Annotated in this window: 18 protein-coding genes; 10 read left to right on the top strand and 8 right to left on the bottom strand. The window is 59.2% G+C overall.

Annotation, left to right across the window (positions count from 1 at the left end):
- Positions 1 to 179: 179 nt before the first annotated feature.
- Positions 180 to 1091 (top strand): CHAD domain-containing protein, encoded by a 912-nt coding sequence (locus AB4Y34_RS06870; protein WP_368715600.1) that lies wholly within the window; start codon positions 180 to 182, stop codon positions 1089 to 1091.
- A gap of 284 nt (positions 1092 to 1375) precedes the next feature.
- Here AB4Y34_RS06870 and AB4Y34_RS06865 read toward each other — a convergent pair whose 3' ends face one another.
- Complete coding sequence (locus AB4Y34_RS06865; protein WP_255208717.1) at positions 1376 to 2980, bottom strand: hypothetical protein; 1605 nt, start codon at positions 2978 to 2980, stop codon at positions 1376 to 1378.
- 574 nt (positions 2981 to 3554) lie between these two features.
- Here AB4Y34_RS06865 and AB4Y34_RS06860 point away from each other — a divergent pair.
- Together AB4Y34_RS06860 and AB4Y34_RS06855 are read left to right on the top strand one after the other, a co-directional pair.
- Positions 3555 to 3725 (top strand): hypothetical protein, encoded by a 171-nt coding sequence (locus AB4Y34_RS06860; RefSeq protein WP_176378694.1) that lies wholly within the window; start codon positions 3555 to 3557, stop codon positions 3723 to 3725.
- 147 nt (positions 3726 to 3872) lie between these two features.
- Positions 3873 to 5288, top strand: coding sequence for a UbiA family prenyltransferase (locus AB4Y34_RS06855; RefSeq protein WP_368715599.1), 1416 nt, complete (start codon positions 3873 to 3875; stop codon positions 5286 to 5288).
- 120 nt (positions 5289 to 5408) lie between these two features.
- Here AB4Y34_RS06855 and AB4Y34_RS06850 read toward each other — a convergent pair whose 3' ends face one another.
- The gene (locus tag AB4Y34_RS06850) at positions 5409 to 5825 is read right to left on the bottom strand and encodes a plastocyanin/azurin family copper-binding protein (RefSeq protein WP_176378696.1); all 417 of its coding nucleotides are present in this window, start codon (positions 5823 to 5825) and stop codon (positions 5409 to 5411) included.
- A gap of 324 nt (positions 5826 to 6149) precedes the next feature.
- On the opposite strand from AB4Y34_RS06850, the gene AB4Y34_RS06845 reads away from it, so the two are divergent.
- Positions 6150 to 6698 carry a carboxymuconolactone decarboxylase family protein gene (locus AB4Y34_RS06845; RefSeq protein ID WP_176378697.1) on the top strand — a complete coding sequence of 183 codons (549 nt, stop codon included), beginning with the start codon at positions 6150 to 6152 and terminating at the stop codon, positions 6696 to 6698.
- Positions 6699 to 6828: 130 nt separating this feature from the next.
- Here the strand turns inward: AB4Y34_RS06845 and AB4Y34_RS06840 are convergent, their stop codons facing one another.
- Genes AB4Y34_RS06840 through AB4Y34_RS06825 form a run of 4 tightly spaced genes read right to left on the bottom strand, consistent with a single transcriptional unit; the run spans position 6829 to position 8590 of the window.
- The gene (locus AB4Y34_RS06840; RefSeq protein ID WP_368715598.1) at positions 6829 to 7545 is read right to left on the bottom strand and encodes an O-methyltransferase; all 717 of its coding nucleotides are present in this window, start codon (positions 7543 to 7545) and stop codon (positions 6829 to 6831) included.
- 22 nt (positions 7546 to 7567) lie between these two features.
- The gene (locus AB4Y34_RS06835; RefSeq protein WP_176378958.1) at positions 7568 to 7639 is read right to left on the bottom strand and encodes a 4Fe-4S binding protein; all 72 of its coding nucleotides are present in this window, start codon (positions 7637 to 7639) and stop codon (positions 7568 to 7570) included.
- 48 nt (positions 7640 to 7687) lie between these two features.
- On the bottom strand, positions 7688 to 7996 hold the full coding sequence (locus tag AB4Y34_RS06830; protein ID WP_176378699.1) for a hypothetical protein: 309 nt from the start codon (positions 7994 to 7996) through the stop codon (positions 7688 to 7690).
- Between the two features lie 12 nt (positions 7997 to 8008).
- Positions 8009 to 8590 carry an RNA polymerase sigma factor gene (locus AB4Y34_RS06825; protein WP_176378700.1) on the bottom strand — a complete coding sequence of 194 codons (582 nt, stop codon included), beginning with the start codon at positions 8588 to 8590 and terminating at the stop codon, positions 8009 to 8011.
- Here AB4Y34_RS06825 and AB4Y34_RS06820 point away from each other — a divergent pair.
- Both AB4Y34_RS06820 and AB4Y34_RS06815 read left to right on the top strand, forming a co-directional pair.
- A complete protein-coding gene (locus AB4Y34_RS06820) occupies positions 8514 to 8732 on the top strand; it encodes a hypothetical protein (protein ID WP_368715662.1) in 219 nt (72 codons plus the stop codon). The two genes, AB4Y34_RS06825 and AB4Y34_RS06820, sit on opposite strands and share 77 nt — an antisense overlap.
- Positions 8729 to 9466: a transporter substrate-binding domain-containing protein gene (locus AB4Y34_RS06815; RefSeq protein WP_368715597.1), complete on the top strand. Its 738-nt coding sequence runs from the start codon at positions 8729 to 8731 to the stop codon at positions 9464 to 9466. The genes AB4Y34_RS06820 and AB4Y34_RS06815 overlap by 4 nt, the downstream gene beginning before the upstream one ends.
- Before the next feature lie 55 nt (positions 9467 to 9521).
- Here AB4Y34_RS06815 and AB4Y34_RS06810 read toward each other — a convergent pair whose 3' ends face one another.
- A complete protein-coding gene (locus AB4Y34_RS06810) occupies positions 9522 to 10733 on the bottom strand; it encodes a TIGR03118 family protein (protein ID WP_368715596.1) in 1212 nt (403 codons plus the stop codon).
- A 40-nt stretch (positions 10734 to 10773) separates the two neighbouring features.
- Here AB4Y34_RS06810 and AB4Y34_RS06805 point away from each other — a divergent pair, with 40 nt between their 5' ends.
- Both AB4Y34_RS06805 and AB4Y34_RS06800 read left to right on the top strand, forming a co-directional pair.
- On the top strand, positions 10774 to 10947 hold the full coding sequence (locus tag AB4Y34_RS06805) for a hypothetical protein (protein WP_368715595.1): 174 nt from the start codon (positions 10774 to 10776) through the stop codon (positions 10945 to 10947).
- Positions 10948 to 11066: 119 nt separating this feature from the next.
- Complete coding sequence (locus AB4Y34_RS06800) at positions 11067 to 11399, top strand: hypothetical protein (protein WP_176106930.1); 333 nt, start codon at positions 11067 to 11069, stop codon at positions 11397 to 11399.
- A 161-nt stretch (positions 11400 to 11560) separates the two neighbouring features.
- Here the strand turns inward: AB4Y34_RS06800 and AB4Y34_RS06795 are convergent, their stop codons facing one another.
- Positions 11561 to 12778 (bottom strand): FAD-dependent monooxygenase, encoded by a 1218-nt coding sequence (locus tag AB4Y34_RS06795; RefSeq protein ID WP_368715594.1) that lies wholly within the window; start codon positions 12776 to 12778, stop codon positions 11561 to 11563.
- Positions 12779 to 12902: 124 nt separating this feature from the next.
- On the opposite strand from AB4Y34_RS06795, the gene AB4Y34_RS06790 reads away from it, so the two are divergent.
- Both AB4Y34_RS06790 and AB4Y34_RS06785 read left to right on the top strand, forming a co-directional pair.
- Positions 12903 to 13847, top strand: a complete 945-nt coding sequence (locus AB4Y34_RS06790) for a LysR family transcriptional regulator (protein ID WP_368715660.1) — start codon at positions 12903 to 12905, stop codon at positions 13845 to 13847.
- 450 nt (positions 13848 to 14297) lie between these two features.
- Positions 14298 to 15302, top strand: a complete 1005-nt coding sequence (locus tag AB4Y34_RS06785) for a DMT family transporter (RefSeq protein ID WP_368715659.1) — start codon at positions 14298 to 14300, stop codon at positions 15300 to 15302.
- Positions 15303 to 15308: the final 6 nt, after the last annotated feature.

The following is a 15308-nucleotide window of genomic DNA, read 5'->3' as shown; positions in this document are numbered from 1 at the left end:
GGCGTTATCAGACATAGTTGAGCATGCTAATACAGAACCGCAGAATGCGGTGATGTTTTCGAAGCGCGGACCATGAACGCGCGGCACGTTAAAGCCCGTCATCAGCGCGTCACAATCGCGGCGATCGAAACTCCTGTGGTAAGGTCTCGGCAGTATATTTTTTCCGATTCGAGGCTTCAATGGATATGGATGGCGACTGGTCCTTGCCACGGCCAAATGCGCTCTTCAAGGTCAACCGCCGGACGGCCGGTTCATCACTGTCTAAATCGAGTTCCATTGCCAGTACCTTCTCGTCGCTCGCGGCGCCGGTGGTGGCTGAAGCCGTGCAAAGGGCAAAAGAGCTATCCACGCAGAGCGACGCCGAAGGGTTTCATCAGCTTCGCGTTGCTTTCCGAAAGCTTCGGGCTTTGTACTGGGCGTACTCCCCATACCTCGGAGACGAATCGACCGCCCAAGTCACAGAAGAATTCAAGCGTCTTGCGGCCGTCGCAGGCGGAACGCGTGACTGGGACATAGCAGGCGATCTGCTGAAAGCCGCCCAGCAGTCCGGCGCCTCGATCGAACCGCTGGTGGCCGCGGCGCGCGAGAGGCGAGCGCAGGCGGTCGTGCATAGTCAGACGATGATCAAAAGCGACGATGTCGAGGCGTTCCTGAACGATGCCCTGCTTCGCGCGCAAACCACACTGCTGTCGCGCTGCGACGGTCTAGCCATTCGGGCGTTCGCCGAAAAGCGTGTCCGTTTAGCGCGACGCACACTTCAAAAGCGCAGCAAACGCGCTGCACGTAGCATGGACCCGCACGAGGAGGATCTCCACGATGTCAGAAAGGCAGGCAAAAAACTGAGGTACCTGCTGGAGTTTTTTCAACCCGTTATCAAAGGCGGACACGGTCGCACCATCAAGGAACTGACATCCGTGCAGAACAAGCTGGGGCAGTTCAACGACATTGCCGCAAGCGAGGCGCTGATTCGCAACGCGTCCTTCGATGAAGTTCCACCCGAGGTCGTGCAGGAATCGCTGCAATGGTTGGAAAAACAGAAGTCCCAACGGATGCAGGCGGCATCGCGACAAGTTCGAGCCATCTCTAGCTGAGACGGGCCGAATCAGTTCGTTGACGCTCGCTTTGCGTCATCTCCCGAATAGCTTCTTTTGCGCCACGCTGCAAATGCGTCTTTGATGTGGGATTGGCAGGTTTGGCGGCGAGTGCGCCGGAAAGCTCTTCCCGAGTTGCACAGTTTGGTCAGGCAGCGTTTGGGGCTCAAATAGATCGGTGCCACTCGACAGTGGTCTTAAGCGAGCAGACCCGCCGCAGGCCTGCAGAACAATGACGACCCATTCTGTCGCTTGAGCAATAGAGAGGATTACGCGCTAGACGCCTACTTCTTCATTACCATCATCTCGTCGAAGTTCACGGGACAACTCGAATTGGCCGGATGCCTCCCCGCCGCAACGACAACGAGACGGTCGTCGCGCAAATCCGCTTCCCAATTCATCTCCGAAGATGCTAGCAATATTGGTTCTTCACCGCACATGGTGCGCACTGCAGCCACCTGGTTTTTGTAGTGCGTTTCCTTCAGCAGGAGGTAGCCGGTAACGCTTGCCGCAGCGAGAACCGAGTTCGCGATGGCGACGGCGACTACCACATGGAATAGTTTCCGAGCGGATGAAAAGCCCGCAATGACCAGAAAAGGGACCATATAAAACATCGGGACGTAGCGGGCCCACCAAGATTGCGGATGTAGCAGGACGCTCGCTAACGTCGCGAGAAGAAATATCTTCGCAATCTCACCGCCGCCTCTCCTCCTCCAGAACAAAGAAGCGATGCACGCAATAAACATAACCCCGAAGAAGGGTCCGAATGCGCCAAAACGCGTAGCAGCCGTGTGCAGCGCGATGAACGCGTCGCGCAAGTGTGCGTATGACGGGACGAAGGTAGGCTCCGCGTTCTCGCACGGCCTGCAATCCAGCGGAAGCGAGAAATACGAGAGGAAAATCCTTTGCAAAGGATTCATCGCAAGAAAATCTGCTGACACTTTTCCACCGATGATATCGACCCTGTCGCTGCCCAGCACGGGGTAGAAAAGGTGTTTTCCAGCGACTATGTTCTCCACGTACGGCGAATAGCCGATCACTACGACAGCAACAAAAGACCAGATGGCCAGCTCTCCGATAACTCCCCGGTTATGAGTCAGAAAGCGTCTCTTTTCGCCGCCAATAAACGCCGCTGTGAAGAGAACAGCAATCGAGATGGCGGCGAAGGCCGGTCCTGTCAGCTTCGAGCCGATCAGAAGCACGAGTGCGATACCTAGTTGAACTCTGGAATAAGGCCTACGCTTGAGGGCGAAAAGCAAATGGACAGAAAAGATGACCCAGCAGAAGTAATGCGCAGCGTCGACATAAAAACTCGTCACCTGGCCGAGCACCACCGGGTTATAAACGCAGCAAGCCGAAGCAATCAGTGAAGCTCTGGCAGATATTCCCGCTGACTGGAGCACACGCATAAGAGCAACACAGGCAGGAACACTGAGCAATAGCGTAAATGACTTTCCACTATTGAATCGTGAAGCCAGAACCTTGGCCGTGTATGCAAAATATTCAAATGCCTTAGGGTAGTGTTCGGCCCAGAAGCTTCCGCCCAGTGCGTCGGTATCGGCAATGCCGTTTAGGGTGTGGTCTATCGATAGCGGTGTCGCGACGTGGTAGTTCAAGCCGTCGAAACTGAATTCCCGCAGGAATCCGAACGCAAACAACACCACCGCGATGAATAGTACCGTAACGATCGTGGTGCGCCATTCGAAACGGGAAACATAGCCATAGATGACGACGGCTACAACGATCGCGAACGCCCAGATTCCCGCCAGCACGCCGCTATTGATGTCGAAGTTGTAGAGGATTGCGGCATATAGCGACGAGCCGAATACGAAGATGAGGATCTGGTCGCACAGCTGCGTCCAGTTCACACGCTCGAGGGCGGTTTGCATCCTCATCGATTTCCGCGTGGAGTTCACGCGCTGAGTGGCGTCTTTCGTCATCGTGGAAATGCGGGCCTTCGCTGGTTGATGGAGACCCCTCGTCCGTCGACGCATGCCCGCCCTCTATCAAGGTCACCGCTCTGACCATCGAAGCATGCCCACGACAACACAACGCACGGCCGGGGTTGGGATGAACGACGTAGAGGAGGAACGATAGCGATGTCGAATACTGCCGATTATGTGCATTTGTGTGGCGTTGCACAAGCTCGCATTGCGCGAACCGCCAAGGCACTTTTCTGCTGTCGGAGCTCCGCACCAATAACGCGGCTCGATGGGTGGCGCCTCGAAAGTCGAGGCGTGCACCCTGACGTGGTGAGTGTTCAACGTTATCGGCCAAGATCACCACATTCCGAGCCCCTCTCACACCGCTTAGAGCCGGCAGGTCTATGCTCGCTGCAGGTTCTAACGTTTCGCTGCTGCGCAGCGAACAGGCGATAACCAGCGATTGGCCTCATTGTCCGCGCACGAATCTGTCGTGCTGCCCCTATCGACAGATCGATGCGGTCAGACAAGGATCGAGTGCATGACGATCACGATCTTCATGCAGGGAGCGTGCGCGCACCCTTCACTGCAGCATGGCGCGTTCCAGCCGCAGTTGCGCTTCTCAAGTAGAAAAATTCACTGGAATCAGGAGATGTTCGTGGCTGGCAGAGCCGGCGATTGCGCTCGCCAGACTCCTTTTGCAACGCCATGAAAGTTGAGAACCCGACCGAGCCGACGACGCAGAAATGGGTCGCGGCAGCGGCGCGTGCGCTCGCGGGCTGATCCAGCGGCTCAATGCGGCTTTGCATTGCTCAAACTTTGGAAGGTTTGATGACGATTCAGGTACATCGAGGTCACTATGGCTGCCATTCCACTTTGCGTTGATCTGGACGGGACACTGACGTCCAGCGATCTTCTGATCGAGTCGTTTTTCGCCCTCGTCAAGCGAAATCCGCTCTATCTGCTTTATTGTCTGGAATGGTTGCTGCATGGAAAGGGTTATCTAAAAGCGCAGATAGCCGAACGCGCCGCAATCGACGTGTCACTGCTGCCATACAACGGACGCTTGATCGACTTCCTGAAGAAAGAGAGCGCGGCCGGCCGCGACCTCTATCTCTGCACTGCGGGGAATCAACGGTTTGCCGAACAGATCGCGCGTCACCTCGGATTCTTCAAAAGGGTGATGTCGAGCAACGAGTCGATCAATCTGTCAGGCACGAACAAGGCGTCGGTTTTAACGGCGGAGTTTGGCGTGCAAGGGTTCGACTATTGCGGAAACGCGCGAGCCGATCTGCCGGTGTGGAAGCAGGCGCGCATGGCGATCGTCGTTGGAGGAACGAGCATCCAGGCGGCCGCTCGGAAGGTGAATCAAACCACGGTCATCTTCGATAACAAACGGTCTCTCTTCAGACTGGCCGTACGGGAAATGCGCGTCTATCAGTGGGTGAAAAACCTGTTGATCTTCGTGCCGCTTCTTGCGTCGCATCGCTTCACGAATGTCGACGCACTGAAGGTTGCCGGGATCGCATTTGTTTCGTTCTGCTTGTGTGCGTCTTCGGTATATATATTGAATGACATGCTCGATCTCGACGCGGACAGGCGCCATAGTCGCAAGTGCAAACGTCCGTTTGCGTCAGGCGAGTTGCCGCTAGTTAGCGGCATTGGCATGTTGTTCGTCCTGTTGCTGGCATCGGCGAGCCTGGCGGTCTTCCTGCCGCCGGCGTTTCAGCTCGTGCTGGCGTGTTACGTCGCAATGACACTCGCTTATTCCTTCCACCTGAAGCGGGTGATGCTCGTAGATGTCTTCACGCTGGCTGCGCTCTATACCACCCGCATCGTGGCCGGGGGCGCGGCGGTCGATGTCGTGCCGTCAGACTGGCTAATCATGTTCTCGGTGATGATATTCCTCAGTCTCGCATTGGTGAAGCGCTATACCGAACTCGACAAAATGCAGCGGGAGGGCAAGGACTCCACGTCTGGCCGAGGTTATCTGACGGCCGACATGAGCATCGTGCGCTCGTTTGGACCCGCTGCGGGCTATGTCGCGGTGCTCGTTCTTGCGCTTTACATGAATTCTGCTGCCGTGACGGGGTTGTATCGTCATCCCCACAGGCTTTGGATCTTCTTTGTTCTCGTGCTGTACTGGATCAGCCGCGTCTGGATGGTAGCGTTCCGAGGCCAGATGCATGACGACCCGATCGTATATGCGTTCAGGAACCGTTCTAGCCTGGTCATCATGATGCTTTGCGTAGCCGCAGTCCTTTTTGCGATTTGATCAAACGCTAGCTCTTTATTCTGCGCCCAGCCATGCATGCACAGAACCACGGTCCGCTGCGACTGTCACCTGGTGAAGGCGAACATCGTTTGCGGTGGCTCGCTTGTGAGTGAGCATGGTCTACGGCGTGACGACGAGCGCCGTGTGCATTCCCGCTGCATAGTGTCCCGCCTTGTTGCAGATTAACGCGTAATGGCCAGGCGCAAGCTTGAACGACACGCGCTTGCTCTTGCCCGGCGCGATGTCTTCCACTTCGCCGATCTTTTTCAGCCTGCGCTCCAGCACCTGTCCTTTGCTGACGGGCAGTGCATCGTCCGAGAGATCTGTCTTGAGCACCACGAGTTCGTGTTCCATGTTGTTGTCCGCAGCATTCTTGACTTCAAGCGTGATGGGACCCGCCTTGACGGTGTGCGTCCCGAGCTGGATCGAGTCCGATAGCAATGTTGCGTCAACGATTTGCTCCGCCCAGCTTGAATGCGATGTCATCCCGAGCGCGATCACACCTGCGAGGATGGTGATTCTGTAAGTGGCATACATGGCGCCCTCCTTTGAATCGACATATCGCGCGTGTCTGACGTCGAGCGATTGCCGCGGCCAATTCATCGGACAAGCAGATACCCCTGCCTGTGCCATGGCATGGGCGCTTTGTGCATTGCGCGATACGTGCAGTAAACGTGCGCGGCGGAAGGCTTATTCCGTAAGTCCGCTGAGGCGCGGCATATCGCTTTGCTCGCCGCGCCCCGTGAATAGTGTGGTTCGTTTATTACCTGCCATGTAATTGGCGGGACTCGCGCCGCTGACTAATCTGTGCATGTCGCCCGAACGTACCCAGCGATATCCCCCGAACCTCAAGGAAATACCATGGCCAACTTTCCCACCTATACGCTCGAATCCGCACCCGAACAATCGAAGCCCGCGCTGAACAGCCTCGCCGAGATCTTCGGTATGGTGCCCAATATGCCTGCCAAAATGGCGGGCTCACCGAGACTGATCACCGCCCTCGTGGGTGTGTTCAATCAGGCGCACGGCGGCAACCTCGACGAACAGCAGATGCAGGTACTGCTGCTCACGAATGCGGTGACCAACGGCTCCGCCTGGCCGGTCGCATTCCACTCATTCCTCGGGCTTAAGGAGGGCCTGAGCGAGACCGACGTGCAGGCGATCCGCGAACGCCGCTTCCCGCAGGACGTCAAGCTTGCGGCGCTGTCGCGCCTCGCACGCACGCTGATCGAAAAGCGCGGCCGCATCGACGACCACGACATCGCTGCGTTCACCGAGGCCGGCTTCGATCAGGCGCTGGTGCTTGATGTCGTCCTCGTGGTCGCCGCCTCGACGATGACGAACTACACCGCGAACGTCACCCAGCCGCCGCTCGAAGAACTCTTGCAGCCCTACGAATGGAAGGCTTGATGCAAGTTGGGGCGGCGTGAATAGCAATAGAGCCCGCTGCCGCGGAATGCCCGGTAAAGCCCTTTCCTCACGGGGAAAGGGCCTTTTCGCCTGCATGCCTGTTCGGTCAAGCACATGAACCGAATTCTGCCTAAGACACGACAACGGTAAATTCGACCCCCGATTCAAAGTTCAGCGTCGTGGTGGAAAAGCGCGAATCGCCGTCGAGGTAGCGCTTGTATGGCCGAACGGCGTCCTCGGCTGTGTACATATTGTCGGCGAGAACGATCGACCCCGGCCGCAGCAGGCGCTCGATCCGCTTGAACAGATTCAGATAGCTGTCGGCCCATACGTCGATAAACACCATGTCGAAAGTACCGTCCAACTCGGCAACGGTCTCGAACACATCGCCCTCCTGCACGTCGACATAAGCGTCTACGCCCGCCATTCCGACATGGGCCCGAAGTTGCGCGCACTTGCCGGCATCGAGTTCAGTCGCGACAACCATGCCACTGCCTAACATGCGAAGAGCCTCGGCGAAATACAGCGTGGACACCCCGCACGAACTGCCGAGTTCGAGGATTCGAGCTGGTTTGTGCGAAAGCACCATGTTGCGCAAAAACCTTCCCGTTTCCGCCGACACCGCCAACGATAAAGGCGGACCTTGCGACGATTCGAAATCTTCGCTGGATAGTCCGAGCGTTTCGAGAAACCGTCCACGGAGCCGCGGCGCGAGGGTTTCGTAATCCTCCGACAGAGTCAGAAACTCCTCGCTCGATCCCTGGAATTGCGCGCGTGCACGGGCTATCACCTCTGTCTGACTCTGTTCGTGAAGCCGTCGCAGAAGATCCGTGGTTGACGAAGCCATATGCGCTCCTTGACGTGTACCGCTATGCCGTTCTGGCGAGCTTGATCGCGCCTTCGGGGCACGCCGCCACACAAAGACCGCACGACCGGCGCAATCACGCCCGACCACTGTTTGCAGTCGACCGTCGATTCCTCGCATGTGTTCAATCTCCGTCGCGCCGGTCGCGGCCCGATCGCCATGCCGCCTGAAAATGCTCGCGCTCTTCAGGCGTCATCGCTTCCCATTTTCGCCAGTGACGCCGTCCGCGCCAGCCGCCATGTCCGCGGAATCCGCCAAACAGGATGCGGCTCAAAACCAGCAAGCCCAACGCATGCGCGAAGTCGATCGCGCGGGCGCCAACGAATAGCGCCGGCATCACCCAATTCCATAGCGTCATCACCACCAACCCGAGCACGGCTATGGCGACCACCGCGAGCAGCGCTTTACCCACGCATCTGATTCGAAACTTCATCCGTCGACTCCTCTAAATATCCAGTTCGTCGTAAATGGCCTGCAGTCGGGCGCGCAGATGCAAGACCGCGTAGCGCTTGCGCGCGAGCAGCGTGTTGAGCGCGACGCCGCTTTCCGCCACCATGTCTTTGAAGGACCGCCCCTCCAGTTCGTGCGCGATAAATACCTCACGTTGATTCGGCGGCAGTTCATCGAGCGCATCCTGCAGAGCCTTGAGCAATACAGCGCGAGCGTAGAGGGCTTCGGGACCGGCATCGTGCGCCGGTAGCGCGAGGTCGAGGCGATACTCGCCGCTGGCGTCGTCCTCGGCCTCGGACAGATCCGCCAGCGGTTGCTCCTTTTTCTTGCGAAAACGATCGATGATGCGATTGCGCGCCGCGCGAAAAAGCCACGCGCTCGCCTGTTCGATCGGAGCCGGAAGCCGGTAAGCCTGCACGAATTCGTGGAACACATCCTGCAGGATGTCCTCGGCATCGTCCGGGTCGCGTATCCGACGCCGGATAAAATTGACGAGCCTCGTGCGCTCGCGCACCACGGTCGCGGTGATGTCGCTGTCTCGGTCGGTCATCGGGTGCGAGGCGGGTGGCGGTTCCATGCGCCTGAAGACGTTTCAGCAGCGCGAATATTGTGGCGAGCGCGAAAATTTTTTCCCTGAGAAACTGCCGATTCGCGCGATGCAATGCGTAGCAGATTTGCGACCATTACGTAACGGCAAGAAGTGGGAGACCCAGCCATGAAGGTGACGATTGCGTACATCGAAGAGCCCCCGTTCGGTTGGATGGAAACAGATGGTACTGCCACCGGTGCCGACATCGCTCTGGCCGACACGGTCCTTCGGGCGATCGGTGCCACCCGGATCGAGCACCATCTGACATCGTTTAGTGAACTCCTGCCCGGCGTCGAAGCAGGCAGGTGGGATATGAACGTTCCGCTGTTCGTCACGCGTGAACGCGCCGATAGGGTCGCGTTCAGCGTCCCCGTATGGGGGATCGCAGACGGTTTTCTGGTTCGGACTGGAAACCCGAAAGCGCTCGACAGCTACGCGTCACTCGCCGAGCGCGCTGACGCGCGCGTTGGCATCATAGCCGGACAGGTTCAGCACGACTCGGCGAGAGCATCTGGCGTAAGCGAGGATCGGATTACCGTCTTCGAGCATCAGGCCGATGCTATCGAAGCGGTGCTCTCCGGCGCCATCGATGCCTATGCGAGCACGGCCTTGGGGAATCGGATAGTGGCGAACCGGATCGGAGGCTCAATGCTCGAGGCCGTCGCGCACGAACCGGGAACGAAGGGCCAGCAGCAGAAGCCGCCGCTCGGGGCATTCTCGTTCAATAGAAGTAACAGCGATCTGATCCAGGCGGTAAACCAGGCCCTTCGTTCATATCTGGGCTCACCGGATCATCGTGCTCGCATGGCGGCTTTCGGCCTGACACACAACGAGATCGATCCCGCTATCGCGGGTCGAGGATAAAGAAATCCCGCCGCTCTCGCATCAAGAGCGGCGCTTGTCCATTGCGCGCTTGGCGCTACATTCCAACGCTCATCCCTCCGCCCGCGCTTGTGCCCGTGCCCGTGCCCGTGCCCGTGCCCGTGCCCGTGGGCGCGGTCGTGCCCGAGCTCGACGTTGCCGTATTCAGATCGATTCTTCCGTAGACGCCATCTGCTTCGTCATTCGGGCCTGCCGCAAAGAAGAGCGTGCTGGAAGGCTGATTGCTGAGGTCGTTGCCGAACGCGATGCCCCATATGCCATGTTCGACGATCGGGCTGTTGTTCGGTCCACTGATCGGTCCCATCGACTGCCCGCTCGATGCGTTGAACGCATTGATCATGCCATCACCGAAATTGCCGATTATGATTGCGCCGCTCATCGAGCCGAAACTCGCGGGCGCCTGCGCAATGCCCCACGGCGCGTTCAGCAGACCGCCTGTTGCGAAGCGTTGCTTCAGATTGCCCGCGGTGTCGTACACATCGACCATGCCGAGCCCCGCGCCCGGGACATCGTCGTGTTTGGCTGCATCCTGCATTGCATAGGTGACGAACAGATTCGAGCCGATCGCCTGAATGCCGAACGGCGCGAAGCCCGCCGGCATCGCCGGGTCCGTGAAGGCGCCGGGCATCGAGACCTTCGTGAACGAGGTATCGAAGACGTCGATCTTGTTGTTATGGAAGTCCGTCGCGTAGAGGAAGTTGCCATTGTTCATGGCGGCGAGCGCAAGGCCCTTATAGACGGCACCACCGGCACCATCGTCGTACATGACGAACGCATTGGTCGGCCCGACGGCGGGCGCCCAAGCGGTGATGGTGCCGCCTTCGCCCGTGAAGATGAATGCGGCGACTCCGGACTTGCCGTTTTCCGTGACGAGGAAGCTTTGTGTTCCGTTGAACACGATGCCCGTCGGCGATGCCGACCCATTCTTGCCGTCGGGTATCGTGACGACCAGCGATTGCGGCACGCCATTACCGTCATAGAGCGTCGCGACATTGGTGCCATTGTCCGCGACCCACGCGAAACCACTGGGATTGAAGGCGACGCCCCAAGGGTTTTTCAGATTTGCGTCGGTGTGTGCGGCCGGCACCGCACCATCGGAGACGAGCGCCGTCGCTGTGAACGACGACTGAACCGGCGTGCTTGTGCTGCTCGAATTCGTGCTACCGCCGCCCCCGCCGCCGCATGACACCAGAGTCGCGACGGCCGCGCCGCATGCAACGAAGCCGAAAATAGCGAGTAGAGACTTCATGACCGCACTCCTTGTTCTGCCCAAAAGGACCTAACGCTCAATGAACGAGCACGGCATGGGGTTTATTCCGGCGGAGCGGCTGATTTCGCGGCAGATCTCGTGCGATCGCAATGGTCGAGTTCGTCCAGACAAAAGCGATTGGTACGCAACGAACATGGGGCGTGACTATTCCATGCGTGCGGCCAATAACTTGTATCGAGCCGACATTGCGTGAAATTCAACCGTCGATTCAGCACCTGAGAAAACGCGCGGCACGCTGATTGCGACATTTCCTGTAGCGCAGGCGACAACTGTCTGCGTCTATCTTCCAGTCCAATCAAGGAGGGGCGGATCATGAGCAAGGCAACCATCACACTAGTCGCGGCCGTCGCCGCACTCTCGCTGTCGGGAGGCGCTTTTGCGCAGATGGCCGGAGGTCAGAGCGGCAGCGGGTCGACCGGAAACGCAGGCAGCACCGCCAGTCCGTCGAATCAGATGAACGGCACAACATCAGGCGGCTACGGCATGCCGGGCAACACCAACTCGGACAGCGGCATGGGCGCCAAGGCGCCGAATTCGGGCCTGCCGAGCAACGACACCGGCTCGACGACCGCCACCCCCGCGCCCAAGACCAACAACACGCTGGCGACCCCGAGCGTGGTATCGCCAGCCGCTACCGGCCATTAACAGCTGGCAAAAATGACCGTCGGCTGCGAACGAGTGCGGCACAAACGCTCCGTTCGCAGCGGCGTAGGTGTAATTGCGACCGGCGCCCAGTTTGTCGAATAGCAGAGGTATGGCCGTCACACGCGGCCAACCGCCTGGCTATCGAAGCGTCACGGACAGGCTCAAAGCCACGTGCCCCCTTGCCGGTCGCTCGGCTCCTGCGCGAGCGCATCGAAGTCGTGAATCCAGTCGAGGTGATGCAGCATGCTGTCGCGCGCCCCAAGCCGCGCGTTGCGTTCCTGCGCGGCGGGGCCGTCCGGCAGATGCAGCACGTCCGCGGTGCTGATCGACGCGTACTGCACCTTGCGCGTGCGGCCCCGGCGCAGACGCTCGTAGCCCTCCTGCGCTTCCCGCCAGTTGCCTGGGCCCGCCTTGGCCAGTTGCGCGGCCAGCACCACGGCATCTTCGATCGATTGATTGGCGCCCTGGCCGTGATGCGGCACGAGCGCATGCGCGGCATCGCCGATCAGCGTCACGCGACCCTTGCTCCAGCGGCCGAGCGGCGGACGGTGAAACAGGCCCCAGCGCTGACTGATCGGCACCGCCGTGATCATCTGCACGACGGCCGGATGCCAGTCCTTGAAGATGCGCAGTTGTTCGCCTTCGGTCGACGGCATGACCCAGTCGCGCGACGGCCACGGCGACGGATGACGCTCGACCAGCAGGAAGTTCTGATCGCCGTTGTCGCCGATCGGATAGTGCAGCAGATGGCCGCCGGGCCCGACCCAGAACTGGATCGTCTCCGGATCGGGCAACAGGTCCATGCGCTCGGCCGGCACGATGCCACGAAAGCCCGAGCAACCGGAATACAGCACGTCGTCGTAGCCGAGCATCCAGCGTCGCGTGATCGAGCGTGCGCCGTCGGCGCCGATCACGAGATCGGCATCGATACGCCGACCGTTGTCGAACGCGAGGCTCACACGATCGGGATGCTGCACGAGATCGACCAGCCGATGACTGAGCTCGATGTGCTCGAGACCGACCGCCTTCGACAGCACCGCCTGCAGATCGGCGCGATGGACGCCCCAGTACGAGCCACCGAACTGCTCGCGATAGCTGGGCATGCCGCGATGATGGCCAATCACGCTGCCGCTGCGGCCGTCACGATAGATGAGCCCGGGTACTTCGGCGCACACGTCGTCGAACGCGGAGCGTAGTCCCATGCGCTCGTAAAAGCGCGTCGCGTTGGCCGACAGCGCGACGGCCGCGCCCACTTCGCGCAACTCGTCGGTCTGCTCATAGAGTTGCGCATCGATGCCATGCTCGCGTAGTGCGAGCGCCAGCGTAAGGCCGCCGATGCCGGCGCCGACGATCGCGATGCTCAGGTCCATCCGGGTCATGATTGTGTCTCCGATATGCGGGTTTATCGTGTCGGTATTTTCAGCACTAGACCGTCATTGCTCAATAAGATGAAATGAATCTCCTTCATCACTGAAGTGAATGACCTTTAGTCATGCCGAAGCCATGGAACTGAGCGATCTCGACCTCAACCTGCTGCTGCTTTTCCAGCGGCTGATGCAGGAGCGGCGCGTGGCGAGCGTCGCCGAGCAAATGAACATGAGCCAGCCGGGCGTCAGCAATGCGCTCGCGAAGCTGCGCCGCCTGCTGGGTGATCCGCTGTTCGTGCGCGCGCCGGGCGGTGTGGTGCCTACCCCGTTCGCGCTGCGTCTCGCGGAACCGGTCTCGCAGGCGCTCGCCACCTTGCACGCCGCGCTCAATCCGGTGACGGGCTTCGATCCGCTGCGCGCAATGCGAACGATGACGATCGGGATGACCGACATCGGCGAAGTCGTGTTTTTGCCGGCATTGCTGGAACGATTGTCGCGCGTCGCGCCAGGCGTCGCGATGAATACGGTCCGCAATACGAGCGTCAATCTGAGCAAGGAGATGGCAGACGGCCGCGTCGATCTGGCGATCGGACTGTTGCCGCAGTTGAAGGGCGGTTTCTATCAGCGGCGTCTGTTCGATCAGCGCTACGTCTGTCTGTTCAGACGCGGCCACCCACTCGAAGAGGCGCCGCTCACGCTTTCCGCGTGGCGCGAAGCCGAGCATCTGGTGGTGGTGTCGGCCGGCACCGGTCACGGTCAGGTGGACGAGTGGCTGAAACGGCGCGGCGTGCGGCGTCAGGTGCGACTGACGGTGCCGCACTTCATGAGCGTGGGCTACATCCTGCAACGTACCGACCTGATCGCCACGGTGCCAGAGCGTCTCGCACTGGAGTTGGCCGCGCCGTTCTCGCTCAGCCTGCGCGCGCTGCCGATGACGCTGCCCGCCGCGCCGATCCATTTGTTGTGGCACGAACGGGTCCATCACGACGAAGGCAATCGCTGGCTGCGCGAGGTCGTGATCGACCTGTTCGCGGATACGGCGACGAGTGGCAGGCGAGCGCGGGACGTGAGGACGAAATAGGGCCTTTTTCTATAAACGCGACTCGCACGCGGATCGACAATCGGCGTGCGGACTGCGTGAAGCCGCGCAAGCGGGCATCGCGCGATCGGCACAGAATGATTGGACCCACGGGTGCCTGCGCCGCAGGTGTGAAGGTGCGCACTACTCGCCAGCGTATGGTCGGAAGATCGCCCGACACAGTGATGCGCACATAGCAGCCGGCGTAACGTCCGGTCGCCCGTGGCCTTTCGCGCAATGGCGGATGAGTATTCGCGGCCCGAATTCGCGTAGACGTTCGACGCATGGCTAGACGCCAGGCAGCCGGTCCTCCCTGACATTACAATTGCATTTGCGTATAATTTCGCGAAGCCTTCATGCGGTATCACTGAAAAGCAAATAAGCGATACCGCAATAAAAAAAGCACTGCTGTGGCCTGCCCACATAGTGCACAAAGACAACATCACCCGAAAAATGTCCGTGCCTTCAGCCACAACCGGATCGCGCGATTCCGCGCGGTTTTTCACCCAACCGAAAGTGCTCGTCATCGTGGCGACGCTATGCTGCCTGCTTTGGGGCAGTTCATACCCGGCAATTAAAATTGGCTACGCGTTACTCGGAATCACACAAAACGATATTCCTTCGAAGCTGATCTTCGCGGGCTACCGGTTCGTGCTCGCGGGACTGTTGTTGTTGATTCTTGCTGCCTTTTCAAAGAAGCCTGTTTTCGAATTGAATCGACGCAATACCGGTCAGCTGATGCTATTGGGTTTCACGCAAACGGCCATTCAATATGTTTTCTTCTATATCGGTCTCGCCTATACGACCGGCGTTCGCGGTTCGATCCTGAACTCGACGACGACCTTCTTCAGCGTGCTGCTTGCGCATTTCATCTATAAGAACGATAAGGTCTCGCCACGCAAAGCGCTTGGATGCCTGCTGGGATTCGTCGGCGTGCTGGTCGTCAATTTCGGCGACGGTCTGTTTGAATTTGCATTCAGCTTGCTCGGCGAAGGCTTTATCGTGATTGCCGCATTCGTGCTATCCGCTGCATCGATTTACGGAAAGCGCATTTCGCAAAGTATGGATGTCATGGTCATGACGGGTTATCAACTCGGGTTTGGCGGCGTCGTTCTGCTTGCGGCGGGGTACGCGACCGGTGGTTCGTTGCACGCGTTCACGCTGGGATCGATGGCTTTGCTGGCCTACCTGGCGTTGCTGTCTGCAGCGGCCTTCACGTTGTGGAGTCTTCTGCTCAAATATAACCAGGTCGGCAAAGTTACCGTTTTCAATTTCCTGGTGCCCGTGTTCGGTACCGTGCTGTCCGCGATTTGCCTGAACGAGAACATCATGGAATTGAAGAATCTCGTCGCGCTGGTACTGGTATGCGGAGGAATCTGGCTGGTTACGCGCTCGGCGCAACGGAGCGCTGGCTATTCGAAGGCTGGTGTCGCCATGGGCCCTCAGGGTCGCGGCTGAGTTCGC

Source organism: Paraburkholderia sp. BR10954 (genome assembly GCF_040965775.1).
Lineage (GTDB): Bacteria > Pseudomonadota > Gammaproteobacteria > Burkholderiales > Burkholderiaceae > Paraburkholderia > Paraburkholderia youngii.
This window is presented reverse-complemented; position numbering and strand designations above follow the sequence as displayed.

What these genes read in the sequence shown, in the direction of transcription:
- AB4Y34_RS06870 (WP_368715600.1), top strand. Translation starts at nt 180, where the DNA reads ATGGATATGGATGGCGACTGGTCCTTGCCACGGCCAAATGCGCTCTTC.
- AB4Y34_RS06865 (WP_255208717.1), bottom strand. Translation starts at nt 2,980, where the DNA reads ATGCAAACCGCCCTCGAGCGTGTGAACTGGACGCAGCTGTGCGACCAG.
- AB4Y34_RS06860 (WP_176378694.1), top strand. Translation starts at nt 3,555, where the DNA reads ATGACGATCACGATCTTCATGCAGGGAGCGTGCGCGCACCCTTCACTG.
- AB4Y34_RS06855 (WP_368715599.1), top strand. Translation starts at nt 3,873, where the DNA reads ATGGCTGCCATTCCACTTTGCGTTGATCTGGACGGGACACTGACGTCC.
- AB4Y34_RS06850 (WP_176378696.1), bottom strand. Translation starts at nt 5,825, where the DNA reads ATGTATGCCACTTACAGAATCACCATCCTCGCAGGTGTGATCGCGCTC.
- AB4Y34_RS06845 (WP_176378697.1), top strand. Translation starts at nt 6,150, where the DNA reads ATGGCCAACTTTCCCACCTATACGCTCGAATCCGCACCCGAACAATCG.
- AB4Y34_RS06840 (WP_368715598.1), bottom strand. Translation starts at nt 7,545, where the DNA reads ATGGCTTCGTCAACCACGGATCTTCTGCGACGGCTTCACGAACAGAGT.
- AB4Y34_RS06830 (WP_176378699.1), bottom strand. Translation starts at nt 7,996, where the DNA reads ATGAAGTTTCGAATCAGATGCGTGGGTAAAGCGCTGCTCGCGGTGGTC.
- AB4Y34_RS06825 (WP_176378700.1), bottom strand. Translation starts at nt 8,590, where the DNA reads ATGGAACCGCCACCCGCCTCGCACCCGATGACCGACCGAGACAGCGAC.
- AB4Y34_RS06815 (WP_368715597.1), top strand. Translation starts at nt 8,729, where the DNA reads ATGAAGGTGACGATTGCGTACATCGAAGAGCCCCCGTTCGGTTGGATG.
- AB4Y34_RS06810 (WP_368715596.1), bottom strand. Translation starts at nt 10,733, where the DNA reads ATGAAGTCTCTACTCGCTATTTTCGGCTTCGTTGCATGCGGCGCGGCC.
- AB4Y34_RS06805 (WP_368715595.1), top strand. Translation starts at nt 10,774, where the DNA reads ATGAACGAGCACGGCATGGGGTTTATTCCGGCGGAGCGGCTGATTTCG.
- AB4Y34_RS06800 (WP_176106930.1), top strand. Translation starts at nt 11,067, where the DNA reads ATGAGCAAGGCAACCATCACACTAGTCGCGGCCGTCGCCGCACTCTCG.
- AB4Y34_RS06795 (WP_368715594.1), bottom strand. Translation starts at nt 12,778, where the DNA reads ATGACCCGGATGGACCTGAGCATCGCGATCGTCGGCGCCGGCATCGGC.
- AB4Y34_RS06790 (WP_368715660.1), top strand. Translation starts at nt 12,903, where the DNA reads ATGGAACTGAGCGATCTCGACCTCAACCTGCTGCTGCTTTTCCAGCGG.
- AB4Y34_RS06785 (WP_368715659.1), top strand. Translation starts at nt 14,298, where the DNA reads ATGTCCGTGCCTTCAGCCACAACCGGATCGCGCGATTCCGCGCGGTTT.